The organism is Cohnella hashimotonis, assembly GCF_030014955.1.
GTDB classification, from domain to species: Bacteria; Bacillota; Bacilli; order Paenibacillales; family Paenibacillaceae; genus Cohnella; species Cohnella hashimotonis.
Map to the genome: position 1 here is coordinate 6,602,717 of NZ_JAGRPV010000001.1, position 22,763 is coordinate 6,625,479.

Consider the following 22,763-nt stretch of genomic DNA (forward strand, 5'->3'; position numbering starts at 1 on the left):
TGCCCTCTCCTTTGCCCTCGTCTGCGGCCTTCATTAATGCCATTAGCGATCCCAGGTCTATAATTGGCTTGAATCAAAGCTCTGTCGTCGCATCCACGGCGCTCCGTTCTTGCGCTTCCCATTCTGCAGCCCATCGCAGCAGCTTCAGGTCCTGCCCGGGCCCGGCGATAAGGGACAGCCCGACCGGACAACCGCCTACGTTCGCCCAGGGCAGCGTAATCTGCGGCAAGCCGCCAAGCCCTGCGATGCAGGACAGCTGCTGCGTGCGGATGCGAAGCTGTTCCATCTGCGCAAGCGGCGTATTGCGAAGCGGCGCCGGACCGGTCGCCGTCGGTATCGCGAGCAAAGTGTCGTCGCCCAGCAAAGCGGCTAACCGCGCGCGTATGTCGGCCATGGCCTCGCGCTCCCGGACACAGTCGGCGTCCGCGATCGTTCGCGTCCACGCGAACCGCTCGGCGATACCCGGCCCGAACCGCGGTCGTGCCTGCTCGATCCAAAGTCCGTGCGTCTGCCAGATATCGACGCCTTGAAGGAGCTTGAAGATGCGCATCCACGCCTCCAGCCCCTCTTCTGCGATCGTAATGCGTTCGGTCTGCCCGAAAGACGCGGCCAACTCGTCGATTAACGGCATCAATGCCGCCTGCGTCGGCTGGTCGGCTGCGCGCAGCGTGTCTTCCGCGACGAGCAGCCGGCGCGGCAGCGATAGTTCATCCCTCTGTCCGGCGGTTTGTTCCAGCAGCACCTCGCCGGCATGCGCCGCGAGCTTGGCCGAAGAAGACATCCAGCCGACCGTATCGAAGATCGGCGCGAGCGGCACGACGCCGTCCATCGACACGCGACCGTGCGTCGGCCGGAAACCGTATACGCCGCAGTACGAGGACGGGATGCGGACGGAGCCTCCCGTATCGGTGCCGATCGCGAGATCGGCGAGACCTGCCGCCGCCGCAACGGCGGAGCCGCTTGATGAGCCGCCCGGAATGCGCTGCTCGGCCTTCGGATTAATCGGCGTTCCATAGTTGTAATTTTCGCCGTTTAAGCTGTACATCATCTCGTCGGTGTGCGTCATGCCGTTCAGCCTGGCACCGCTTGCTAGCAGCCGCTCGATCGCGTGCGCATGACCTGCGGCGGCCGTATGCGTCCGCGACCAATCCGGGCTGCCGGCTCCCTGAATGTAGCCTTTGACGGCAAACACGTCTTTTGCCGCGAATGCGATTCCGTCGAGCAGCCCGCTGCCGGTCGGCTCCAGCTTGATATCCTGCCGGATGTAGGCGTGCCAGCGATCGTTCATCCGACCCATCCTCTCGTCTTGTCTGTATGAGCAGTATAGAAAAGGGTATATTCGGTGTAAATTCACTTCGCGCACATTTGGCAAAGCCGCCGAAAATCGTACGGTTCTTTGTCATCGAACCCAAGCGGACCGTCGCGCATACGAAAAAAGGGACGAAACAGAGCGAACCTCTGCTTCGTCCCGCTATTTAGCACCGATGTTCCAACGGCTGTCTCCCTATCTATTTAACGCCGTTCCGACGGCCTTCTCTCTATGCGCGCTTTCGGCCTTATGCAAGCTTCGTCCCTTACTTCGCCTGCCGCAGTTCCGTGATGACCGCCTTGTATTGCGCCAGCAGCTTATCGAGCGCCTGCTTGATCTTCTCAGCATCGCCCGTCTCTACGGCTTCGCCCAGCGCGATGCGTCCCTGGAGGATACCGGATCCAGCCGAAAATGAAGCGACGGCCGTCGTCGAGACGATGATGCCCTCAGCGCGAGGCGCCGACAACGCCACGGCTTGCAGATCGGCGCCGGCAACCGTTTTGACCGCTTGCAGCGACACGGTTCCTGCGGGCGCCGTCAATGTCCCCTGCCGGGCAGATACTACGGTTACGGGATGCGCAGCTTTTGTAGCCCCGTCAAGGCTCGAAGCAGTTGCCGCGGGCAAAGCAGTTGCAGACAGCGACAGCGTGTCCTTGCCTTGGACGAGCTTGTTGTATGCAGCCAGCGTCTCTTTCCATTCCGGAACGGCGTCCGGCGCGTACTTCGCGGCGATCTCGCCCGGATCGGGCAGCTGCAGGATCGCGGACGAAGAGATGGCCTTCGCTTCTCCCGCTGACGCGAACTGTGCGGGTACGCCGGTCTGCGATGCCTGGGAGATCGCGTACTGCTTGGAAAGTGCGGGACCGGTTGCAGCAAAGGCGGCGACGGGACTGGCAAGCGCGGTGACGGCCATGGCGGCGACGGCGAGTTTGGCGATCACGGATTTGCTTTTCATAGACGAATCACTCCTGCGTATAGGTTGTCTTGCCTCTCCTACTTTAGATTGCGGGTGTGGCAGACGATTGGTGGAGTTGTGGAAAAACGATGGCACGCGCCCCGCGTCGGACCGTGCTTGCTATAATGAACGTATAGCTCGGCCGGGGAGGTCTTTTCCTATCAACGAATATACGATTGCCGTCGTGGACGACGACGCGAACATCCGTCATCTCGTCGAGGCTTATTTGAACAAAGAAAATTACCGCACCGTCGGGCTGGGTACCGCGGAGGAGGCATGGGAGCTGTGGATAAGCAGCCCGCCCGATCTCTGGGTGCTCGATATCATGCTGCCGGGCATGGACGGGTACGAGCTTTGCAGACGCATCCGCAGCGACGCGGAAGTGCCGATCATTATGATCTCGGCCAAGGACGACGAGGTCGATAAAATACTGGGGCTCGAGCTTGGCGGCGACGACTATCTGGTGAAGCCTTTCAGCCCCCGCGAGCTGGTCGCCCGGGTGAAGCGCCAGCTGCGCCGCTGGTACAGGCTGCATGCCGCGAACGAGACGGTCGCTCCGGCAGCCGCTCCTGCCTCCGTAGAAGCCGGCTCTTTGCAAGTGTATCCGGAGGAACGGCGCGCTTTTTGGCGCGGCGCGGAATTGGAACTGACCTTTAAAGAATACACGCTGCTGCAGGTGCTGGCGGAACACCCCAATCGCGCGTACACGCGGGAACAATTGCTCACGCTGGTGTGGGGCGACGATTATTTCGGCAGCGACCGGGCCGTCGATCATCTCATCAAGCGGCTGCGCAAAAAAGCGGAGCAGCTCCCGATCGAGTCGGTCTGGGGGCACGGCTATCGATTGAGAACGGAAGGAGGGATTCATCCATGAAGCTGCTGCATCAGATCAATCTGGCTTTCGGCGCGCTCCTCGTGCTTGTATTGGGCATGACGGCGCTGCTCATCCATCTGGTACTGATCGATCACTTCATGGGCGAGCAAAAACAAGCGCTGAGCACGGCAGCCTCTAGCATCGCGACCCGTCTCCAACTGCAAGCCGCGACGCCGGCGAAACCGTCCGATACGACGCTCTCCCTCGGTCAGTCTGTCACGCTGCCAGTCGGCGTCGAGGCATTTATCTCGGATAACGAGGGCCAAGTCGTCAGCGGCGGCACGGGAATTGCGTCGCTGACGGCTGCCGCGCAGCCGCTGCCTGCAACCGTCCTGTCTGTCGGAAGTACGCCGGTCAGGTTAGCCGCGAGCGCGGTCGTCAATACCGGCGGCTATCTCGTCCGCACGGACCTTGTGCCCCAAGGAACGCTCACGCTGCGGACGCCGATCAGCAAGATCAACGCCATCGAACGCGCGCTTCTCGGCCGGCTGCTGATCGTGCTCGGGGTCGGCGGCGCGGTCGCGCTGCTGCTCAGTCTGCTGATCACCCGCAGGCTTATTCGTCCGATGATGAAGCTGCGCGGCGAGCTCGCGAAGGTGCAGGAGCGCAGGTTCTCCGACGTACGGCTCGTTCGGGCCGGCGGCGAGATCGGCGCCGTCGCGCGGACCGTATACGATCTTGCCGAAGAACTGGAGCGCTATAACCGGGTGCAGAAGCAGTTTTTTCAGAATGCCTCCCACGAACTGAAGACGCCGCTCATGTCCATCGCCGGATATGCGGAAGGCATCCGCGACGGCGTGTTCGAAGGCGAGAGCGCCCGCAAGGGTCTGAACGTCATTATGAAAGAGAGCGGTCGGATGACAAAGCTGGTCACGGAGATGACCCTCCTCGCTAAGCTGGACAGTGAAGAGGACATCGTGCAGCCGATCGTCGTTCGCGTTCGCGAGCTGCTGACCGGCGCCGCCGAGCGGATTAATCCGCTGCTTGCGGCGCGGGGACTGTCACTGGACATCGCCTGCCCGGACGGCACAGAGGGCGAGCTCGCGATCATGGCCGACAAAGACAAACTGATGCAGGCGCTGCTTAACGTCATGGTAAACGCCGCGCGCCATGCCAGCCGGCGCATCGTCATTGAAGCCTGCAACGACGACGGCAGGATCGTTATTCGCGTACGGGATGACGGGACGGGCTTCCCCGACGCCCTGCTCCCCCACCTGTTCCATCGCTTCGTAAAGGGCAAGGACGGCGAGACCGGTCTCGGTCTGGCCATCTCCCGCGCGATCGTCGAGCGCTGCGGAGGCTTGATTCGGGCCGGCAATCACGCATCGGGCGGGGCCGTGATCTCGCTCAGTTTTCCGCAGACTTGAGTCCGCGCAAAACAAAGGAGCAGTCCCCTCGTCGACGACGAATTCGGGACTGCTCCTTTGCGTTTGAAGGTTCTTCTGGACAAGACGATTCTACTAGCCGAAAATCGCGTCAATCACCGGCTTGGTATGTCCGCCCGGATAAAGCAGATACAGCAGAACGTATACGGTAACCCCCGTAATGGCGGTAATGAACCAGATGACGGCGGTAACACGGCCCCAACGTCTATGCTTCGCATATTTTTCCTTGAAGCCGAGCACCAGCGTGGTGATCCCGAAAACGGCCGCGACCATCGCCAGTGTAATATGGAACAACAGGAAGATCAAATATATCGTCTTGAGGTGATCCGGTCCGCCCCACTCGGTATTGCCGACGAAAATCGTACGGGATACATAGATAATGAAGAAAACGATCGCCGCGATCGCAGCCGCGATCATCGTTTTCTTGTGGGATTCGCGCTTGCCCCGGATAATCTGATTCCAGCCGATCGCCACGAGAATCGCGCTTAACGCGATGAAGCTCGTGCTGATCGTGGGCATGATGGTATAGCTTGACAAGTGGGCTCACCTGCTCCATAAATGTTGGACAACTGCTCCCATTGTAACCTGCCTTTGTCCTTAGTTCAATTCAGTACGACCCACTTCACACATTGTTCAAACGGCTGGAGGAAGCGTGATCGAACGAAGGATCGTCATCCTGCGCGCGCTCTTTCCGGTACCACTGCATGAAGACGGTATACAGGGCAGCAATGTTAACGAACTCTTGCAGCAGCTTCATGATGATGCCGCCGAGCTGCTGGTCGTCGGTTGGCGCCATCAGACTGAAAAACGCCGGACCGCCCTTGAACTGGGACAAAAACTCGGCAGAATTCCCGGAGATACAATATCCCATGGCACGCGTCCACACTTCAGGATCGTTGTAAACGCTGAATAGCGGCGTGCTCGCGAAAATAATCAATACGCAGGCCGGCGTCAGAAGCAGGCCGTTCAGGAAGATAAAGCCCAGCTTGCGAAGATTGGTCAGCCTGCTCCACTCCGCGACCGGACACATGATATGCCACCAGCTGATCATCGCTGCGCCCAGCATGACGAAGTAGTAGAACCCATGCACGACGTAATGCGTCATAATCCAGTCATGATTGGCCGGCATATGGTACACCGAGAAGAGCAGGTTAAACGCGAACAGCCCAAACAGCGGATTCATGAGAAAACGCAGCGGTCTCCAAAAAGGCCGCGAGAAGATCGATCTCCACAGCCAGGCCGGCACGCCGTAGATCAGCATCGCCGGAACGATAAAATAGGAGATCGCCATCGCCGTCATATGAAAGGTAAACATGAGATGACCCATCAGGCTGAGCGGGCCGCCCTGCGCCAGATACAGCAAGACGATGCCCGCGATAAACGCAGCTTGCCGCTTCTTGGAGACAGGCTCGCTGGCGTTGAACCGCTCGCGCCACGGGCCGACGACGAGCGAATATAAAAGGATGATCAGGAGCGAGATGACCATCATGACCGGACTCCACAGATCGGCGAACGAAAAGTATTCCAATCCCATTCCCACCGTTGTTCCCCCTTTCAATCGATTGAAGCTTCCGGTTGTCGGACTTACGATCCCGATCCCGTATAGGATCTCGTATAGGATCTGCAAGCCACGGCATACCGATCATTGCGGACATACGATCCGTTATTCTCGAAAAGCTGCCACTTTAATCCCCTTAAATCCGGGAATAGCGGATCCTGTGTCCGCAACCGCGTCAATAAAGCCGAGCGTACCTGACTTGGCGGCTCTTCGACCATAAAGAACGCATACAGCCGATTATACACCATCCTCACGGGCGGATGGCCTTAATCGTTAAAAAGAGAGGCGGCTTGTGGGCCTGCCTCTCTTCGGTTCCGATTATGTTACCACCAAACCCAGTACAGCGCCATGATCACCATCGTGAATACGACGATGATACCGAAGACGATGCCCATCGTCGCGAACAGATGACCGCGATCCTTCAAGTGCATCCAGAACGCCAGCTGTACGAATACCTGCAACAGCGCCATGGATAGGAGAATGATGTACGTGAACGTCGTGTTGATCTCGCCGGCGGAAACCGCGGCGAAGGCGATAATCGTGAGCACGAGAGACAGGACAAATGCGACGACGTGCTTCTGCGGTCCCTCGTGCCGATGACGTCTCTTGGGGTCCGAAGCGGCTGCGGAATGATCGTTGGCCATTTGGTTAACCCACCTTTCCCATCAGGTATACAACGGTGAAGATGAATACCCAGACGACGTCGATAAAGTGCCAGTAGATCGCGGACACGTAGATCTTCGGAGCGGTGACGACGGTAAGGCCCTTCTTGAAGATCTGGGCGATGAGCAGCCCGATCCAGAGAACGCCGAACGCGACGTGCGCGCCGTGGAAGCCGACCAGCGTGTAGAACGAGGAGCTGAATGCGCTCGTCGTCAGCTTGTGGCCTTCGGACACGTACGTGTTGAACTCGTAAATCTCGAGTCCGAGAAAGCTTAGGCCGAGCAAAATCGTGATAATCAACCAAACGATCATCGCTTTGACCTTGTGCTGGTGAAGCGCCTGAACCGCGAAGACGCTCGCGAGACTCGATACCAACAGAATCATCGTCGCAGCGAATACCATCGGAAGCTCGAACAGATGGTCTGCCGTCGGACCGTCGAGAGTCTGATGGCGAAGCGCGATGAAGGCGGCGAAGAGGGTTCCGAATAGAACCGTCTCCGCGCCAAGGAACAACCAGAAGCCGAGAATTTTATTACGGCCTTCTAACGTCGCCTTTTCGGGCTCATGAGGAAGGTGTCCGTCTAAGTGATGGTCGTGTGCGCTCATGCGTGCACCCCTTTCTCCTGCTCCTCAGGCTCGATGTGGAAGCCGTGATCGTCGAACACAGAGCGGCAGAACATGCTGCCAAAGGTGACGACGAGCCCTGCGATGGCAACGACCAGATGGTCGTACATGAAGCCCAGCGCCGCTACGAACAATCCGATGCTCATGATGAGCGGCAGGATCGAAGGCGAAGGCATGTGGATCGGTCCGACCGGCTCGGCCGGCGGCATTTCGGCATTGCCCTTTTGCTTTTCGTTCCACCAGGCGTCATAGGAGCGCACGAGCGGTGTCTGCTTGAAGTTGTACTCCGGCGGCGGCGAAGGAATCGACCATTCGAGCGAGCGGCCGTCTTCCCACGGATCGTCCGCGACAGGCGACTTGTTCGCTGCGCTGACGATAACGTTGATGACGAAGATGATCGTGCCGATACCCATCAGGAAAGCGCCGACGGTGCTGACCGCATTCATCGTGTCGAAGTCCTGGCCCGGCAGGTACGTCCATACGCGACGCGGCATGCCGATCAGGCCCAGGAAGTGCTGGATAAAGAACGTCAGGTGGAAGCCGATGAAGAACGTCCAGAAGGTCGCCTTGCCCAGCTTCTCGTTCAGCACGCGGCCGAACATCTTCGGCCACCAGTAGTGCAGGCCGGAGAAGATGCCGAAGATTAATCCGCCTACGATAACGTAGTGGAAGTGAGCGACGACGAAGTACGTATCGTGATACTGGAAGTCGGCCGGCGCGACGGCCAGCATGACGCCGGTGACGCCGCCCATGACGAACGTCGGGATGAAGCCGATCGCGAACAAGCTCGCGGAGGTGAACGAGATCGAGCCGCCCCACAACGTGAACAACCAGTTAAAGATCTTGACCCCTGTCGGCACCGCGATCAGCATCGTCGCGATGGAGAACAGACCGTTCGCTACAGGGCCGAGGCCCGTCGTGAACATATGATGCGCCCAGACCATGAAGCCGAGGAACGCGATCAGGACGGTCGCGAATACCATCGAGCTGTAGCCAAACAAACGCTTGCGCGAGAAGGTGCTGATGACTTCGGAGATGACGCCGAAGGCCGGCAGGATCAGGATGTATACCTCGGGGTGACCGAATACCCAGAAGATATGCTCCCAGAGCACCGTGTTGCCGCCGTTGCCCGTCTCGAAGAAATTGGCCTGGAACAGGCGGTCGAACGTCAGCGCCACGAGGCCGACCGTCAGTACCGGGAAGGCGAATACGATCAGCGCGGACGTGATGAAGATCGTCCAAGTGAACATTGGCATGCGCATGAAGGACATGCCCGGCGCGCGCATGTTGATGATCGTCGCCATAAAGTTGATGCCGCCGATCAGCGTGCCGATACCGGCAATCTGAAGCCCCATCAAGTAGAAATCGACGCCGTGACCGCCCGCGTACATCGGACCGGCCAGTGGAACGTACGACGTCCAGCCCGCATCCGGGATGTCGCCTGCGAACCAGCTGATGTTGAGCAGAACGCCGCCGGCAAAGAACGTCCAGAAGCCGAGCGAGTTCAGGAACGGGAACGCGACGTCGCGCGCCCCGATCTGCAGCGGGATAACCGCGTTCATCAGCGCGAACAGCATCGGCATCGCCGCAAGGAAGATCATCGTCGTGCCGTGCATCGTAATCAATTGGTTAAAAGTATCGGCCCCGACGAAATCGTTCATGGGCTTAATCAGTTGGATCCGGATCAGGATCGCCTCAAGGCCGCCGACCAGGAAGAACAATCCGCCGGCGATTAAGTACAGAATCCCGATTTTCTTGTGGTCGACGGTCGTCAGCCAGTCCATCAAGCCCCGATAACGCTTGACCGTGTGCGCGTGTGCAGCCAAAGCCGCGTCCTCCTTCATTCCCCGCAGAAGCTAGAGTATTAGTATTCGAGCTTTTGGCCGGCCAGATACTTCGCGATGCCGTCAAGCTCTTGTTCGGTAAGGCCCGTCGCCGTCGTGCCCTTGCCAGGTCCGTAGGTAACGCCCGTGCTGACGTCAGGCATTTGGTTGCCCGGCTTGATCGTCTGCGCATGGGAAATCCAGTCCTTCAGGTTCTCCTCCACCGACTTTTCGTCGTTGTAAAGGATGCCCCCGACGGTAAGCCTGCTGCCGACGCCCGTCAGGTTCGGAGCCGAGCTGCCTGCGTTCGTCTCGCCGATCGCATGGCAAGTTAGGCACTTGCTCTCGAACGCAGCCTTGACGTTCTCGTCGGCCGGCATCGAGACCGGCGTCTTCATCGCCGCAACCCAGCGGTCGAACGAAGCCTGATTAACGGCCTTCGCCTTGAAGTCCATCAGCGCGTGGGAAGGGCCGCAAAGCTCTGCACACTTGCCTCTGAATACGCCTTCGTTGGGGAACTCGAGGTACAGCTTGTTCGTCGTGCCCAGACCCGCGTTGGTGTCGATCTTGCCGCCGATGGAAGGAATCCAGAAAGCGTGCGTCACGTCGCCGGACGCCAGCTTGAACTGAATCTTGCGGCCGGTCGGCACGATCAGCTCCTGCGCGGTCTTAATGCCGTATTCCGGATACTCGAACTCCCACCAGTATTGGTGAGAAGTGACGGTAACCTGCACCGCCTCGGGATCCTTGGAATAGTCCTTGGACAGACCGAAAACCGTGTTGATCGTCGGAACGCCCAGAATGAGCAGCAAAATAATCGGAATGACCGTCCAGATAATCTCCAGCGTGTGATTCCCTTCGACTTGCTTCGGGATCGAGTTGTCGCCTTTGCGCCGGCGGAAGCGAATCAGTACGTAGATACAGATCGCAAACACGACGACAACGACTAGCGCCATGATCGAGATCGAGAGCGTCATCAAGTCAAATTGTTTTTGCGCGACGGGGCCCTTAGGGCTCAGCGTCGATAGATCTTCCCTGCCGCACGCCGACAGCAATAGCGCCATGCCGGCCATAAGCGGAAGCAACCGCTTTAATACGCGCCACCGATTCATCATCCATTCATCCCCACTTTGACATAATCACGGATCGCCTTCTTCTCTGACTGTGGCGGCGGCAATCCATGTGTTGCGCGATGTCGAACTTTGGTTTCGCACATACCTAAACCCTCTAATAAATATAAAGATTGGTACGACAGTTTGTCAATGTTCACACAACAGTTCACAAATTGTTCTCAAAACTGTCAAAATCGTTGCGCCGCAAGGGTTTCAAGGCTCGATTTTGGGTTTAAAGGTCTCTTTCCTACCCTCGTGCAAAGGCTTTCTTGCATAGTAGAGCCCCGCATCCGCCCCTAGCCCCGCCGCAGCCCTTTCCATCAGCTTTTACCAATGACGGCTTGTTTTATGTACGGGGTTTCGGCATACTTTTGCGGCCGCGGCGAACACTAGTCGCATCGCATCCAGATCCCGAGGAGGAGCAGGTTATGAACAAGCGCCGTTGCGCGAACGTATGTCTGCTCGCAGCCGCGCTGACTGGCGCGTTGGGCGGCTGCAATTATAAAGCGCACCACCAGCAAAGCGCCAACGATTACGGCAGCAGAACGGCGAACGATCCGAAAATGTCCGGCGTGCGCGCCTACAGCCATGTCGTCACCGATCCGCGCGCGCATGACAATCGCTATTTCGAATACAGCTCCGCCTTGTCGTACCGTCTCTCCAACGTGCCCGGCGTCAGCTCGGCCATCGTCATGCTCACCGACAAAAACGCGTACGTCGGCATTACGACGGACCAGACCGCTACGGGCATACGGTCGCATGGCGGCTTGCGCACCCGGGAGCAAGATAACACCGGCACGACGGAAGGCGTCTATAACGTGGACACGGGCAGCAATTCATGGGATTTAACGAAAATCGTCACGCCGTACAATTCCTCCTTTTCGCACAAGGACATCTCCGATCTGTCGACCGAATTCCGTCAGACGCTCGCTAACGAGGTCCGCAAGATGGCGCCCAACGTGAACGGCGTTCATATCTCGGCCAACATGGAGTACATGAACCAATTGCTCGGCTACGCCAAAGCGTCCTGGGACGGCCAGCCCCTCGCTCCGCTTACGCCCGGCTTCAACAAGCTTGCCAAGTATATTTTTGCCGCGGGCAATGACGTCCCCACTCCGATTCCCGAACCGACGGCACGAGGCGTCGGCAGGAGCGGCCAATCTGCCAACGCCAGGCCATAAACAGCGCCACAGCAACAACCAGAGCCAGAGCCATAGCCACAGCCAGAGCCAGAGCCAGAGCCAGAGCCAGAGCCAGAGCCGTAGCCAGAGTCAGCCTGAGCGAAATCAAAAAGGGGCGGTCTCCCAGGTCCATTTCGACCTTGAGACAGCCCCCTTCTTATGCTGCTGTACCGACTCACATATCGATCATACAGGTTACGTTGGCGTGTTTTACGAGTCGAATACCTGCATTTGTACATTTAATTTTTGCCGACCAACAGCGCGTAATAAAATACCTGCTAATGTGCAGGTAAATTTAATACACAAGCCTAAAATTCGGCAGGTGAAGGAAAATAACTGTATATTTGCATCTTTGATGTGCCAAAGGGTCACCATCGGAAAAATTAAATGTATATTTGCAGGTATTACAGCAAAAAGCACGACGCGGATGACGATCTGCCGGCTCATCGGTACGGCTCGCGGACGGTAAATAAAAAAACAAGGCCCCGAGTCGTAGAGGCCTTGCGAAAAATCGGTGGTCAGGAAGCGGATGAGTTGATTCTCATCAGCTCGCGTTCAACGATAACGGTTAGTTCATCTTCATAGCCGCCGGTGATTCTGTATTTCCGGATATAGTCCTTGACGAACTTGCGCGGATCCTTGGGGCGAAAAATTCTCGTTAGTTCCTGCAGACTCTCCTGAACTTCGTTATGACCGCGCTTTGCCATGCCATAATCCCTCCCGGCGGAAACTTCCCGCAAGATTCGTACAGAGTTGACGCCCGGCTGCCTATATAAGATTGTACTTCCCGTTCGCCTCATTATACCAGTTCGACCTGAGGTTTAACAGAAAAACCGTCTTCAGACGTCTACTTCGAACCATTGCTCCCCGCCCGGCAGGCTGAATCGGTCGCCCGGTCTGAGCTCTAGCCGATCCCCCGCCGTCAGCCGCGTTCCGTCACGCAGGTATGTACCGTTGGATGAACCGTGATCGACCAGCGAAAAAATCCCGCGGGACGGATCGTAGCTGACGGTGCAGTGCTTGCGGCTGACCTCGGCGTGTCCGTCCGGATAGACGAGCTCGCATTGATGGCCGTCCCTGCCGATCGCCAGAGGCCTGTCCGCCAGACTGTAGCTGGCGCCGGCGAATTGGCCCGAGACACCGACAAGCCGAGGCTCGCCGGCGGCCGCAACGGCAGGTTCCGGCCGCTCCATCCTGTCGGGCCCATCGCCGAGGCTCCGCAGCGGGATCGTATAGTCGGGGGCAGCATCGCCTTCTCGATCGTCGGAAACAACGCCAAACCCGGCTTGGTTCGAAGCAAACAAGTCCGAATCCGTAGGCTTGGACTCGTCCTCCTTTGTACTCTTACCCCGCGAGGTCATCTGCAGAAACGCCAGCACCGCGATTACGGACACGGCGATGCCGATCGCCATGGCCGCCAGAAGCGGAAGCATGCCCTGCGGCTCTATGCGTTCCGCTGCCGTCCGGGCGGCGGCCGGCGCCGCCTCCGCCTTCAGGCCCGGCCATGCCGCGGCTGCGAATGCCAGCACGGCGGCTGGCAGGGCGCGGAGGCCGGACCTTCTTTTCATAACGGCGCCTCCCATTCATGTAAACGCTTACTAATTCGTATGCGTCGGTCTATTATTTAATACCGCTTATGATTTCGATTATAGCTCGATTCGGCGGCCCGTTCAATCTTTGCGCGACTGCCGACCGACAAGGGACGTACGATAAGCGGCCTTGTTTAGAGGCCGCCGATCAGCGCGCGGAGCTCGCTTGCGGAAGGCGCGCGGAAGGCAACCTTCAGTCCGTCGGCGTCCGAAGTAACGTCCTTGATTTTGACGACTTTAGGCAGCTCGTCGCCCAGCGGAATAACAACGTTCTCGAATCCCTTGTTAGGCAGCTTCACGCCCCGGATCGAAGCCTCCTGGACTTCTGCGCTCAAGTTGGGCGATTCCCATTTTAATCGATACACGATCGTTAGCCCGACGGGAATCCGGTCCTTGATCTTCAAGTTGACGTCCGCGGCCAGGCGATCGTCCGCGAGCAGGCGGAATCTGGCGCCCGTGATCAGCACGTCAGGGCTGTACATCGGGTTGCCCGCAATCGATTCCTTGGCCAGATTGTTGACGTCAGCCTCGGACAGGACGAGCTCCGTCGACAGGCGTTTGAACATATCCACCGCCTTGCTCTCGAGATTGACCGGCTCGTAAGCCAGATCCAGATGCTCGGCAGGCTTGATCAGTTGATATAATATGACGCTTCCCACGGCAATAAGCACGACAAGGGTAATAAGCGCGAAAAGCAGCTTTTTCATGGAAGTCCTCCCCTGGACGGAACTTGACGCGAGCGACAGCGCAGGCGCCGCGCGCGCATTGACTTGCATCCCTACTTAAGAGTATAACATTAAGTAATTCAAACGTCGGACAGGGTTCTATCGCCGCGCGGATCTGACGCCCTGCCCGCGCCTCAGCCAGCCGTCCCTTCGGGGGCGGCTCTTCATTTATGATCAGGAAGGAAGATGATGACCTTGTCAGACTCATTACCCCGCAGCGCCTCTGTTTCTATCCGAATGGAGGATATCCTGTTCGCAGCCCATACGCTTCGCGGCGTCGTGTCCCCGACCCCGCTGCAGTTCAATCAACGGCTGTCGGCCAGGCACGGCTGCCGGATCCATCTGAAGCGCGAGGACCAGCAGGTCGTGCGTTCCTTCAAGATCCGCGGCGCCTACAACCTGATCTCGGGCCTCCCGGCGGCGGAGCGCGAACGCGGCGTTATCTGCGCGAGCGCAGGCAATCACGCGCAGGGCGTCGCCTATTCGTGCGCGGCACTCGACATTCCGGGCATCATCTATATGCCCGCGACGACGCCCAGGCAGAAGATCGGACAGGTCGAGCTGTTCGGCGGCGATAAGGTCGAGGTCAGGCTCATCGGCGACACGTTCGACGACGCCTATGCCGAAGCCCAGCGGGCGGTGCGTGAGACGGGGATGACCTTCGTGCACCCTTTCGACGACACCCGCATCATCGCAGGCAACGGAACGGTGGGTAAAGAGATCATGGAGGCATGCAAGGAACCGGTCGACGTACTGCTCGTGACGGTCGGAGGCGGCGGTCTCGCCGCAGGCGTCGCTTCTTACGTCAAAGCCGTCAGCCCGAATACGCGCATCATCGGCGTCGAGCCCGAAGGCGCGCCGTCGATGATGGTCGCGATGGAACGCGGCGAGGTCGTGCCGCTCGAGGAGATCGACAAGTTCGTGGACGGCGCGGCCGTCAAACGAGTCGGCGATCTGACGTATGCGCTGTGCCGGGACCTGCTCGACGAAGTCGTCGTCGTGCCCGAAGGCCGGGTGTGCACCACGATCCTCGAGCTATACAATGAGCATGCGATAGTCGCCGAGCCCGCGGGCGCCCTCACCGTAGCGGCCCTGCCCATGCTGGCGGATCGGCTGGCCGGACAGAGCGTCGTGTGCGTCGTGAGCGGCGGCAACAACGACGTCGACCGGATGCAGGAAATCAAGGAACGCTCGATGATTTACGAAGGTCTCAAGCATTACTTCATGGTCAACTTTCCGCAGCGCTCGGGCGCGCTCAGAGAATTCTTGGACGACGTGCTCGGCCCGGATGACGACATCGTTCAATTTGAATACACGAAAAAGCATAATAAGGAAAACGGCCCGGCCCTCGTGGGCATCGAGCTTAAGAGCCCGGGAGACTACGGTCCTCTGGTCGAGCGCATGAACCACAAAGGTTTCCGCTATGTGGAGCTGAACAAAGACCCCTTGCTGTTCAATCTGCTGATCTGACCGGGCGGCGGCGCGACTTTGATCGCATGCAAAATATGGCTATAATGGTGAGGTCATGCATCCCGCCCGCCGCTTGTGCGCCAGAGGGCTTCAAAGGAGAATTCCGTTGAAGACGGCTTCGATCAAATCGCTTTTTACGAAAGAAATATCGCTGCTGGCCATCATTTTGTATCTGGTAGAATTTGTGCGGGGTGCGGCGCTTATCGGCTTTTTGCCCATCTACGGCAAGGAGACGCTCGGCCTCGACCTGGACGTCATCGGCGCGGCCATTACGGCTCACTACCTGATCGATACGGCGCTTAAGCTGGGGATGGGATACCTCGTCCACAGATTTCCCGTCAAAAAGATCATTAATATCGGCTTGCTCGCTTCGCTTATCGGCATGGCGCTGATCGGATGGGCGGACGTGCCCTGGATCTTCATATCGGCTGCAGGGCTTTATGGACTCGGCATCTCGCCGATCTGGATTTATTGCCTGACCAAGGTCAAGGAGGAAAGCCGCGGCGCCCAGATGGGTTTCCTGTACATGATCTGGCTCGTCGGCCTTGGCTCCGGTCCGGTTGTCCTCAATCTGGTGCTCGTCCACAGCGAGATGGCGAGTTATTGGATCATGGTGCTTGTATCCGCCGGCGCCTGGCTGCTCTCTCTGATGATACCTAAGGAAGCGCACGCCGAGGTGGCCGCCGTGCCTTTTCGCAAGCAGCTGGCCGTGCTCGGTACGCACCTCAAGGACATGCGCCTGCTGCTGCCCGGCATGATCCTGCAGACGCTGGCGGCCGGTATGCTGCAACCGATCCTGCCCAGCTTCGTAAAAGATCATCTCGGGATGGCTTCCTGGCAGTATACGCTCCTCCTGCTGGCCGGCGGCGGCTTCACCGCGCTCGGGTTGATCCCGATGGGCAGGCTGTCGGACAAGTTGGGCAAAAAGTGGTTTCTGGTGGTCGGCTTCCTGATGTTCGGTATCGCGCTCTACGGCTTAACGCTCAGTCCCGTGACCATGCTCGCCTTTATATGGGCCGTCACGCTCGGGCTGTCCTATGCGGCCGTACTGCCTGCTTGGAATGCGCTGCTGGCCGCTTACGTGCCGCCGGAGCAAAAAGGCCTCGGCTGGGGCGTACTCTCCGCCGTCGAAGGCGTGGGCGGGCTGCTCGGCCCCATCATCGGCGGATTCGCGGCCACGGGCTTCGGCGAACCGTCAGTCGTACTGAGTACGGCGGTCATTTTTGCCGTCATCGGCGTCATCTACCTGCTATTCCCATTCCGCCTGTTCCGCGGGGAAACGCCCGCACAGCGCATGTGAGGTAATCTATGCTTCAGCTTCAGCTATTTTCCGTCGGAATCGCCGCATTTGCCGCCACGCGCTGGCAGGAGTGGATGAACTATCTCAAAGGCATGAGCCTGGAGGATATTCAGGCGCTGCTCGACCGCTATTCGGCTCTCGGGCCGCTGCCGGGTATCTTGCTTCCCCTGGCCGAGTCGCTGCTGCCTTTTTTGCCGCTCATCGTCATCGTAGTGGGCAATGCCTTGTCCTACGGACTATGGCTTGGCTTCCTTTATTCCTGGATCGGCGCGAGCTGCGGCGCGGTGCTCGTGTTTATGATCGCCCGGCGTTTCGGTTCCCGCTACGGGGAGCGCATCCGCAAGCGGCTGCCCCGCATGGAGCGCCTTTTCTCGTGGGTGGAACGCAAAGGGTTCACGCCGATTTTCATTCTGTCCTGCCTGCCCTTCTCTCCGTCCGCCGTCGTTAATATCGCATCGGGCATCTCCAAGATTCCGACGCATACGTTCGTCACCGCCATCATTATGGGCAAAGCCGTGATGATCTTCACCCTCTGCTTCCTCGGCCACGATCTGAACGCGCTCGTCCACCAGCCCTGGCGGCTGCTCGTCGCTGCCGCGATTCTGGCTGCACTGTGGTTCGTCGGCAAAAGGCTGGAGGGCCGGTATGTCGGTTGAGCCGGGTTGATTGAGCAACTGATCCTTTAATCCCAATCCTCCCTCACCTCTACCTCCACTTGATTGCGCTCCCCTAGGCAGGTTCGGGAGCAAGCCGCACTGGCATAATGCCGCCGTGCGCGTGGCAACCTATCCGGGAGTCGACGATATCACCGGAAGGAGGGATCGCCATGTCCGGCGAACAACCGTCAGGCGCTCAGATCGAGGCCAGAAAAGCGCAGTCCAAAGCCGACAGAACCGGCTCCGGCAAAGACGCGGCCAGCCGCCTCCAATCCGAATCCGACCACTCCGCCATGCGCAAGCACGGCAAGTAATTCTAGCGAGGCGGTGAGTTCAGATGAGCGACAATAACGAAATGCTGCCGCTGTCGGGCGAAAAGGTCGAATCCGACGGCATCTACCGCGACGAATGGGGACGAGAGCTGAAGCTCGAACGCGGAGACGCGTATCCGTCCGATCCGATGTCCGGCAGTACGGAATGGGAATGGGTCGAGGCGGTCTACGACAACCACCACGACGGCGAAACCGACCCGCGCCTCGTCCCCAAGGAAAAGGACATCAACAAGCAGGAAAAAATCGAACACCCGCGCAGGCAAGTGGACCGCGGCTCCAAAGGTTGAATTTGAAAATCGGCGATCGTCTCCCCGCAGTCGGGTGGCGATCGCCGATTTTGGGTTGGACGGACACTGATCAACACCTTCACAAGCGTCTTGAAGGCGGCGTTAGTGTCTTTTGGCGCTTATCGTTACCTTTTCAAGCGCCTCGGAGGTGGCGTTAGTGTCTTTTGGCGCTTATCGTTACCTTTCCTATCGTCTCGGAGGCGGCATTAGTGTCTTTTGGCGCTTATCGTCACCTTTTCAACTGCCTCGGAGGTGGCGTTAGTGCCTTTTAGCGCTTATCGTTACCTTTTCAAGCGTCTCGGAGGCGGCGTTAGTGCCTTTTGGCGCTTATCGTTACCTTTTCAAGCGTCTTGGAGGTGGCGTTAGTGTCTTTTGGCGCTTATCGTTACCTTTCCTATCGTCTCGGAGGCGGCTTTAGTGTCTTTTGGCGCTTATCGTTACCTTTCCAAGCGCCTCGGAGACGGCTTTAGTATCTTTTGGCGCTTATCGTTACCTTTCCAAGCGCCTCGGAGACGGCTTTAGTATCTTTTGGCGCTTATCGTTACCTTTTCAAGCGTCTCGGAGGTGGCGTTAGTGTCTTTTGGCGCTTATCGTTACCTTTTCAAGCGCCTCGGAGGCGGCTTTAGTGTCTTTTGGCGCTTATCGTTACCTTTTCAAGCTCCTCGGAGGCGGCATTAGTGTCTTTTGGCGCTTATCGTTACCTTTTCAAGCGTCTCGGAGGCGGCTTTACCGCCTCTTTGCGCTTATTGGCGCCGTATATAACACGACTGCATTCTTCTGCGCAACAGCGCCCTCCGAGCAACCTCTCGCACAGACTAACACGGTTTTAACGGCTCAATTAGCTCCCTCAGGCAGCCACGCGCGACACTACAGCCCCAACAGCCGCTCCGGGTCCTCTGGCGCGCCGTCTCGCCGATCCTGCAAATGCTCGATCAGCTTGTCGAGCCGGCGCAGGCGCTCCTCGTAGGCATAGATCGCCGACGCTACGACGGCGAGGCGAGTCTTGTCCGCACGCTCCAAATCCGCCGAGTTCGCGATGCTCTCGAGCAGATCGGACGATTCGGGCGGCGGCGCCGAGGCTGACGCGCCCGGTTTCAGCAGCCCGTCCCATTTCCACATCAGATGCTCGTGATAGGCGCACAGCGACTCGATATGGCTGTCGATCTCGCCCCGCCAAGCCCCGTCCGCTGACGCGGCAAAATAATGAACTTCCACCGCCTCGATCAGCGTGACGCCTCGCTCGAGCGCGTTCAGCATGCCCTGGTACACGACAAGCAGCCTGGCCCGATCCGCCCGTGACGCCTTGCGCACGACCCGCTCCTCGGCGTACAGGTCAAACGCGTCCTCGAGCTTGCGAAGCTGCCCCTTTAACCCCGAGAGCTCCCGGTTAAACACATTCTCGCGGAGCTCGTTGGATACGGCGGTCCGCAGCAGCAGCGACAGCTGCGTCTGAGACTTTTTCATCTGCGCGACGAATCGGCCGCGATGGCGCGGCGGCGCGATGGCGATGTTGACGACGAAAGCCGTGACGATGCCCGTCAACAGCGCCGCCAGCCTGTCCATGACCAGCGGCCAGCCGAGGCCGTGCGCCTCCATCAGCACGACGACGGTCACGACGGTGAGGCCGATCGTCTCTTCCGCGCGGAGGCGAATGCAGAGCAGGATCATCAGGACGCTAACGATGCCGATGGACAGCGGGCTGCTGCCGACCAGCCACACCGCGGCGATCGCCGCCGCTGCGCCCAGCACGTTGCTCTGCAGCTGCTGGAGCACCTGCACCCAGCTGCGATAGATGGAGGGCTGGATCATGACGACCGAGGCGATCGCCGCGATAAGCGGCAGCTTCAGACCGATCAGACTGCCGATCCACAGCGCGATTGCGACAGCGAGGCCCGTCTTGAATACGCGAGCTCCGATCGTCAAGGCGCGACCTCCTTTGCAGCCTCCAGAACGACGGCGGTCGTCGCGACCTCTTTGCCGTTAACGACCAGCACAAGCGTATGCGTCCCCGGATAATGGCGCCTGGTGGACAGATCCCTAAAGGATAGTTTCCGCGTTCCTTCAATCGTGCCGCCGCCCGCAACTTCGCGCTCCGACAGCCTGAACAGCTTGCGGTAGCCGCTTCCCTCTGCGCTGCGCGGGTAGGTCACCGCCAGCTCGAGCCTAAGCTTGCGAGACTCCGCTTCGGGCAGCGGCAGCTCCACCGCATAGGCAATCATCACGGCATCTCCGATCGCCGCGGTCTCCGGCGAGACGGACCAAGTCCGTACGACCGCCTCCGGCGCGGGCAGCAAACCAAATAAACGCATCGCGTCTTCGTCGGCCCGCCCGCGGATCAGCCCCCGGCAAGCATGACGCAGCAGCGCGTCCGTCTTCGGGTCGGCTCCGTGCCAGCGGGCCGCCAGCTCCATCACCAGCTCCGGGTGGTCCTTGGATATGTCGTTCAGATTGTTCGCTACGCTGCGCCTCACGTACTCGGACGGGTCGGCCTTCAGCGCCTCCAGAATCGGCAAGATCGGCGAAGGATCCCGCTTGAACGCAGGCAGCGCGTCCGCCCACGGAAGACGCGGCCTGCAGCCCTCGCTGGCGAGCCTGCGCACATGCTCGTCCGAATCGGCGCTCCATGCCAGCATCTGCGCCATCATGCGAGCCGGATCTTGCTTGATGAAGGGGCGAACGGCGAACTCGGCGGACGACGATCGCGTGAAAAGCGCGAGCGCCTGTACGGACCTGTCCCAGTGGGATAGCCCGAACACCTCAACGAAGTCGGGGAAAAACAAATAAGGAAAGCCGCGGCACTCGCCGGCTATCCCCTCCAAAATATCGAGCGCGCGCTCGTAGTCCTCCGGCAGCACGGCTCCCAGCGACAAGGAGATGCGACGCATGCGCCCCTTAAGGGCAAGCGCCTCCCATCCTTCGGCGAGCGCGAGGCTCACGAAGCGATCCGTATCGAATAGCTCCCACGTACGGGCCACACGAGCGCCGAATTCTCTTAAAAAAGCCTCATCATACATATTTTTAAGCGGCTCCGCCACGTAAAAACGCCTCCTATATCCAGCGCATCAATCCTGCCTATCCCGCCGAACCGAAGTTTTATTATACCACGCGGACAGCCGGCCGGTCAGCACGGACAGGAACGCCGATACGAACGCCGTCATTGCGGCCGTCTCCAGACATTCCTCGATCGTCTGCAGCAGCCGCTCGCTGTCTTTGCCAAGGCTGCGGATGTCGATCGTGTCCATCGAGACGGCACAGAAGGCAACGACCAGTCCTGCTACGAAAAAAACGCGTGCCGCAACGCCTCTGCCAAGCAGGCGCCAAAGCGCCCACACCGCCGCCAGCCCGCATACCGCATATAACGGGATAAGCCAATCGCCCGCTTCCATCCACGGCAAGAGCCGAATGCCCGTCTGCTTCAAGTAACGGTCCCGCAGCCGCTCGTGCAGCGCAAACCGTTCATCCAGCGCCAGCCAGGCGAAGGCCGCCGCCGTGATCGTCCAGCCCCATGCGGCATGCCTCGCGATCCAGCCGGACAGCCCGCGGCCGCCGGACAACCTCGCGCTGCCTTTTTCAAGCGACGCAACGACTGCATTAAGCGCCGCCACCGCCGCGGCCAGCACGAGCAGCACGCTCTCCAGCCAGGCCTGCGGCGTCGTCTCCGCAGCGACGTACACCCAATATCGCGGCCAGTCGGCGGCGAGCATGCCGACCGTGAACAGCAGGACGACCAGCCATAGCGCCGCCAGCAGCCGCTTCCCTGCGGACGGCAATCTCGCAGCTCCCGCCAGGGCGACCGAATCACCCGAATTGCCCAAATTGCCCGCCCCTCTCTCAGACGCTCGCATGCCCCAGCCTCCTTCTCAGGTTGATTTTGTGCAGTATCCCGCGCCTGTCTTACACCAGATTCAGCGGTTCTCCGCTCGCGAGCCCGCAAATATTGTCCACCCACGTCTCGTAACCGCGCTCCAGTACCTCGACGGAATACCAGGCCGTATGCCCCGACTGCAGCAGACGGCCCTCTGCAATCTGCCTGGCCGCGCGCTCGTCCTTGTCCGCGATCGGGAACAGATCGTCTACCGCGTAGCCGCGCAGACGGCCTTCCTCGATCGCATGCACGACCGCATAGGGATCGACCAGCGCGCAGCGCGCTACGTTGATCAGCGTCGCGCCGTTCTTGATGCGCGCAAGCTCCGCTTCGCCGAAGGCGGCCGGTCCTTGCCACTTCGCAGGCATATGTAAGCTTATGATGTCGCTCGATGCAAGCAGCTCGTCGAGGCTGACCAGGCGTACGCCCGTCGCGCTTCTCCCGCGCGGGTCGCATGCGAGCACGCGCATTCCGAAGGCGGCGGCCAGCTCCGCCACGCGCGAGCCGATCCGGCCGAGCCCGACGATGCCGAGCGTCTTGCCGCGCAGCTCGAAGCCGAGCACGCTCGTGACGGGCGGAACGCGGCCGCGCACGCGATCCTGGCTCAGATGGATACGCCTGGACATCGTCAGCATCAAGCCGAGCGCATGCTCGGCTACCGAATCCGCCGAGTACTCGGGCAGATGGCTGAGCGCGATGCCGCGTTCTCTCAACCAGGCGGTATCGATATAATCGACGCCGGTTGCGAAGACGGCGATTCCTCGGAGCTTCGGCAGGCGGGACAGCCAGGAACCGTCGATCGACGGGACCGACCTGGGCGTCAGCCCGCATACGTCCGCCTCCTTCAGCAAGTCGACGAGGTCGTCGGGCGGTATGGGCTTTTCCGCGGAAAGGAACCGGACGTCCGCGATCCGCTCCAGTCGCGCGGCCTGGGTTTCCGTAAAGGTGCTTCTTCCTCTGGCCGTGATAACGACGGCCTTCGAACGGTTTGACATGATCTCTGCCTCCTTTAAGCTCGATTAGATCTCCCTAGTTTTAACCCAAATCACTCCTCC

The 22,763-nt window shown here is 59.5% G+C and carries 23 protein-coding genes; 8 read left to right on the plus strand and 15 right to left on the minus strand.

Annotated features, from left to right (window positions below; all coding sequences use genetic code 11):
* Nucleotides 1-73: 73 nt before the first annotated feature.
* Together KB449_RS26245 and KB449_RS26250 are read right to left on the minus strand one after the other, a co-directional pair.
* Nucleotides 74-1,288 carry an amidase gene (locus KB449_RS26245; protein WP_282911196.1) on the minus strand — a complete coding sequence of 405 codons (1,215 nt, stop codon included), beginning with the start codon at nucleotides 1,286-1,288 and terminating at the stop codon, nucleotides 74-76.
* A gap of 286 nt (nucleotides 1,289-1,574) precedes the next feature.
* Nucleotides 1,575-2,264, minus strand: coding sequence for a hypothetical protein (locus KB449_RS26250; protein WP_282911197.1), 690 nt, complete (start codon nucleotides 2,262-2,264; stop codon nucleotides 1,575-1,577).
* 160 nt (nucleotides 2,265-2,424) lie between these two features.
* On the opposite strand from KB449_RS26250, the gene KB449_RS26255 reads away from it, so the two are divergent.
* Both KB449_RS26255 and KB449_RS26260 read left to right on the plus strand, forming a co-directional pair.
* The gene (locus KB449_RS26255) at nucleotides 2,425-3,138 is read left to right on the plus strand and encodes a response regulator transcription factor (RefSeq protein ID WP_282912908.1); all 714 of its coding nucleotides are present in this window, start codon (nucleotides 2,425-2,427) and stop codon (nucleotides 3,136-3,138) included.
* Nucleotides 3,135-4,505, plus strand: a complete 1,371-nt coding sequence (locus tag KB449_RS26260) for a sensor histidine kinase (protein ID WP_282911198.1) — start codon at nucleotides 3,135-3,137, stop codon at nucleotides 4,503-4,505. The genes KB449_RS26255 and KB449_RS26260 overlap by 4 nt, the downstream gene beginning before the upstream one ends.
* Before the next feature lie 93 nt (nucleotides 4,506-4,598).
* Here KB449_RS26260 and KB449_RS26265 read toward each other — a convergent pair whose 3' ends face one another.
* The 6 genes from KB449_RS26265 to coxB all read right to left on the minus strand — a co-directional run bounded on the left by KB449_RS26265 (nucleotide 4,599) and on the right by coxB (nucleotide 10,306).
* Nucleotides 4,599-5,042: a DUF420 domain-containing protein gene (locus tag KB449_RS26265; RefSeq protein WP_434082565.1), complete on the minus strand. Its 444-nt coding sequence runs from the start codon at nucleotides 5,040-5,042 to the stop codon at nucleotides 4,599-4,601.
* Nucleotides 5,043-5,145: 103 nt separating this feature from the next.
* On the minus strand, nucleotides 5,146-6,057 hold the full coding sequence (gene ctaG, locus KB449_RS26270) for a cytochrome c oxidase assembly factor CtaG (protein ID WP_282912909.1): 912 nt from the start codon (nucleotides 6,055-6,057) through the stop codon (nucleotides 5,146-5,148).
* 347 nt (nucleotides 6,058-6,404) lie between these two features.
* Nucleotides 6,405-6,725, minus strand: a complete 321-nt coding sequence (locus tag KB449_RS26275; protein WP_282911200.1) for a cytochrome C oxidase subunit IV family protein — start codon at nucleotides 6,723-6,725, stop codon at nucleotides 6,405-6,407.
* Between the two features lie 4 nt (nucleotides 6,726-6,729).
* Nucleotides 6,730-7,350 carry a cytochrome (ubi)quinol oxidase subunit III gene (locus KB449_RS26280; protein WP_282911201.1) on the minus strand — a complete coding sequence of 207 codons (621 nt, stop codon included), beginning with the start codon at nucleotides 7,348-7,350 and terminating at the stop codon, nucleotides 6,730-6,732.
* Nucleotides 7,347-9,152, minus strand: coding sequence for a cytochrome c oxidase subunit I (gene ctaD / locus KB449_RS26285; RefSeq protein WP_282912910.1), 1,806 nt, complete (start codon nucleotides 9,150-9,152; stop codon nucleotides 7,347-7,349). The genes KB449_RS26280 and ctaD overlap by 4 nt, the downstream gene beginning before the upstream one ends.
* An 80-nt stretch (nucleotides 9,153-9,232) precedes the next feature.
* Nucleotides 9,233-10,306: a cytochrome c oxidase subunit II gene (coxB, locus tag KB449_RS26290; RefSeq protein WP_282911202.1), complete on the minus strand. Its 1,074-nt coding sequence runs from the start codon at nucleotides 10,304-10,306 to the stop codon at nucleotides 9,233-9,235.
* A gap of 425 nt (nucleotides 10,307-10,731) precedes the next feature.
* Between coxB and KB449_RS26295 the strand changes: the two genes are divergently transcribed.
* Nucleotides 10,732-11,484 carry a hypothetical protein gene (locus KB449_RS26295; RefSeq protein WP_282911203.1) on the plus strand — a complete coding sequence of 251 codons (753 nt, stop codon included), beginning with the start codon at nucleotides 10,732-10,734 and terminating at the stop codon, nucleotides 11,482-11,484.
* A 518-nt stretch (nucleotides 11,485-12,002) separates the two neighbouring features.
* Here KB449_RS26295 and KB449_RS26300 read toward each other — a convergent pair.
* The 3 genes from KB449_RS26300 to KB449_RS26310 all read right to left on the minus strand — a co-directional run bounded on the left by KB449_RS26300 (nucleotide 12,003) and on the right by KB449_RS26310 (nucleotide 13,780).
* Nucleotides 12,003-12,191: a hypothetical protein gene (locus KB449_RS26300; RefSeq protein ID WP_090109397.1), complete on the minus strand. Its 189-nt coding sequence runs from the start codon at nucleotides 12,189-12,191 to the stop codon at nucleotides 12,003-12,005.
* Nucleotides 12,192-12,323: 132 nt separating this feature from the next.
* Nucleotides 12,324-13,052, minus strand: a complete 729-nt coding sequence (locus tag KB449_RS26305; RefSeq protein ID WP_282911204.1) for an FHA domain-containing protein — start codon at nucleotides 13,050-13,052, stop codon at nucleotides 12,324-12,326.
* 155 nt (nucleotides 13,053-13,207) lie between these two features.
* Nucleotides 13,208-13,780, minus strand: a complete 573-nt coding sequence (locus tag KB449_RS26310; protein ID WP_282911205.1) for a hypothetical protein — start codon at nucleotides 13,778-13,780, stop codon at nucleotides 13,208-13,210.
* 207 nt (nucleotides 13,781-13,987) lie between these two features.
* On the opposite strand from KB449_RS26310, the gene ilvA reads away from it, so the two are divergent.
* From ilvA to KB449_RS26335, 5 genes are all read left to right on the plus strand, one after another.
* The gene (gene ilvA, locus KB449_RS26315) at nucleotides 13,988-15,268 is read left to right on the plus strand and encodes a threonine ammonia-lyase IlvA (RefSeq protein WP_434082522.1); all 1,281 of its coding nucleotides are present in this window, start codon (nucleotides 13,988-13,990) and stop codon (nucleotides 15,266-15,268) included.
* Nucleotides 15,269-15,374: 106 nt separating this feature from the next.
* Complete coding sequence (locus KB449_RS26320) at nucleotides 15,375-16,568, plus strand: MFS transporter (protein WP_286672241.1); 1,194 nt, start codon at nucleotides 15,375-15,377, stop codon at nucleotides 16,566-16,568.
* Nucleotides 16,569-16,576: 8 nt separating this feature from the next.
* Nucleotides 16,577-17,224, plus strand: coding sequence for a TVP38/TMEM64 family protein (locus tag KB449_RS26325; protein ID WP_282911206.1), 648 nt, complete (start codon nucleotides 16,577-16,579; stop codon nucleotides 17,222-17,224).
* A gap of 170 nt (nucleotides 17,225-17,394) precedes the next feature.
* Complete coding sequence (locus tag KB449_RS26330; protein WP_177244180.1) at nucleotides 17,395-17,538, plus strand: hypothetical protein; 144 nt, start codon at nucleotides 17,395-17,397, stop codon at nucleotides 17,536-17,538.
* Between the two features lie 23 nt (nucleotides 17,539-17,561).
* Entirely contained in the window at nucleotides 17,562-17,843 is a 282-nt protein-coding gene (locus tag KB449_RS26335; RefSeq protein ID WP_282911207.1) for a transposase, read from the plus strand.
* Between the two features lie 867 nt (nucleotides 17,844-18,710).
* Here KB449_RS26335 and KB449_RS26340 read toward each other — a convergent pair.
* From KB449_RS26340 to KB449_RS26355, 4 genes are read right to left on the minus strand one after another with little or no spacing between them, the layout of a single operon-like run.
* The gene (locus KB449_RS26340) at nucleotides 18,711-19,766 is read right to left on the minus strand and encodes an FUSC family protein (protein ID WP_282911208.1); all 1,056 of its coding nucleotides are present in this window, start codon (nucleotides 19,764-19,766) and stop codon (nucleotides 18,711-18,713) included.
* Nucleotides 19,763-20,878, minus strand: a complete 1,116-nt coding sequence (locus KB449_RS26345) for a DNA alkylation repair protein (RefSeq protein ID WP_282911209.1) — start codon at nucleotides 20,876-20,878, stop codon at nucleotides 19,763-19,765. Before KB449_RS26345 ends, KB449_RS26340 begins: the two co-directional genes overlap by 4 nt.
* A gap of 27 nt (nucleotides 20,879-20,905) precedes the next feature.
* Complete coding sequence (locus KB449_RS26350) at nucleotides 20,906-21,688, minus strand: hypothetical protein (RefSeq protein WP_282911210.1); 783 nt, start codon at nucleotides 21,686-21,688, stop codon at nucleotides 20,906-20,908.
* A gap of 49 nt (nucleotides 21,689-21,737) precedes the next feature.
* A complete protein-coding gene (locus tag KB449_RS26355; protein ID WP_282911211.1) occupies nucleotides 21,738-22,703 on the minus strand; it encodes a 2-hydroxyacid dehydrogenase in 966 nt (321 codons plus the stop codon).
* Between the last annotated feature and the right edge of the window lie 60 nt (nucleotides 22,704-22,763).

Bases quoted from the DNA above. Each gene is read 5' to 3' on its own strand.
- KB449_RS26245 (WP_282911196.1), bottom strand. From the start codon at position 1,288: ATGAACGATCGCTGGCACGCCTACATCCGGCAGGATATCAAGCTGGAG.
- KB449_RS26250 (WP_282911197.1), bottom strand. From the start codon at position 2,264: ATGAAAAGCAAATCCGTGATCGCCAAACTCGCCGTCGCCGCCATGGCC.
- KB449_RS26260 (WP_282911198.1), top strand. From the start codon at position 3,135: ATGAAGCTGCTGCATCAGATCAATCTGGCTTTCGGCGCGCTCCTCGTG.
- KB449_RS26265 (WP_434082565.1), bottom strand. From the start codon at position 5,042: ATGCCCACGATCAGCACGAGCTTCATCGCGTTAAGCGCGATTCTCGTG.
- ctaG (WP_282912909.1), bottom strand. From the start codon at position 6,057: ATGGGATTGGAATACTTTTCGTTCGCCGATCTGTGGAGTCCGGTCATG.
- KB449_RS26275 (WP_282911200.1), bottom strand. From the start codon at position 6,725: ATGGCCAACGATCATTCCGCAGCCGCTTCGGACCCCAAGAGACGTCAT.
- KB449_RS26280 (WP_282911201.1), bottom strand. From the start codon at position 7,350: ATGAGCGCACACGACCATCACTTAGACGGACACCTTCCTCATGAGCCC.
- ctaD (WP_282912910.1), bottom strand. From the start codon at position 9,152: ATGGACTGGCTGACGACCGTCGACCACAAGAAAATCGGGATTCTGTAC.
- coxB (WP_282911202.1), bottom strand. From the start codon at position 10,306: ATGATGAATCGGTGGCGCGTATTAAAGCGGTTGCTTCCGCTTATGGCC.
- KB449_RS26295 (WP_282911203.1), top strand. From the start codon at position 10,732: ATGAACAAGCGCCGTTGCGCGAACGTATGTCTGCTCGCAGCCGCGCTG.
- KB449_RS26300 (WP_090109397.1), bottom strand. From the start codon at position 12,191: ATGGCAAAGCGCGGTCATAACGAAGTTCAGGAGAGTCTGCAGGAACTA.
- KB449_RS26305 (WP_282911204.1), bottom strand. From the start codon at position 13,052: ATGAAAAGAAGGTCCGGCCTCCGCGCCCTGCCAGCCGCCGTGCTGGCA.
- KB449_RS26310 (WP_282911205.1), bottom strand. From the start codon at position 13,780: ATGAAAAAGCTGCTTTTCGCGCTTATTACCCTTGTCGTGCTTATTGCC.
- ilvA (WP_434082522.1), top strand. From the start codon at position 13,988: ATGACCTTGTCAGACTCATTACCCCGCAGCGCCTCTGTTTCTATCCGA.
- KB449_RS26325 (WP_282911206.1), top strand. From the start codon at position 16,577: ATGCTTCAGCTTCAGCTATTTTCCGTCGGAATCGCCGCATTTGCCGCC.
- KB449_RS26330 (WP_177244180.1), top strand. From the start codon at position 17,395: ATGTCCGGCGAACAACCGTCAGGCGCTCAGATCGAGGCCAGAAAAGCG.
- KB449_RS26335 (WP_282911207.1), top strand. From the start codon at position 17,562: ATGAGCGACAATAACGAAATGCTGCCGCTGTCGGGCGAAAAGGTCGAA.
- KB449_RS26350 (WP_282911210.1), bottom strand. From the start codon at position 21,688: ATGCGAGCGTCTGAGAGAGGGGCGGGCAATTTGGGCAATTCGGGTGAT.
- KB449_RS26355 (WP_282911211.1), bottom strand. From the start codon at position 22,703: ATGTCAAACCGTTCGAAGGCCGTCGTTATCACGGCCAGAGGAAGAAGC.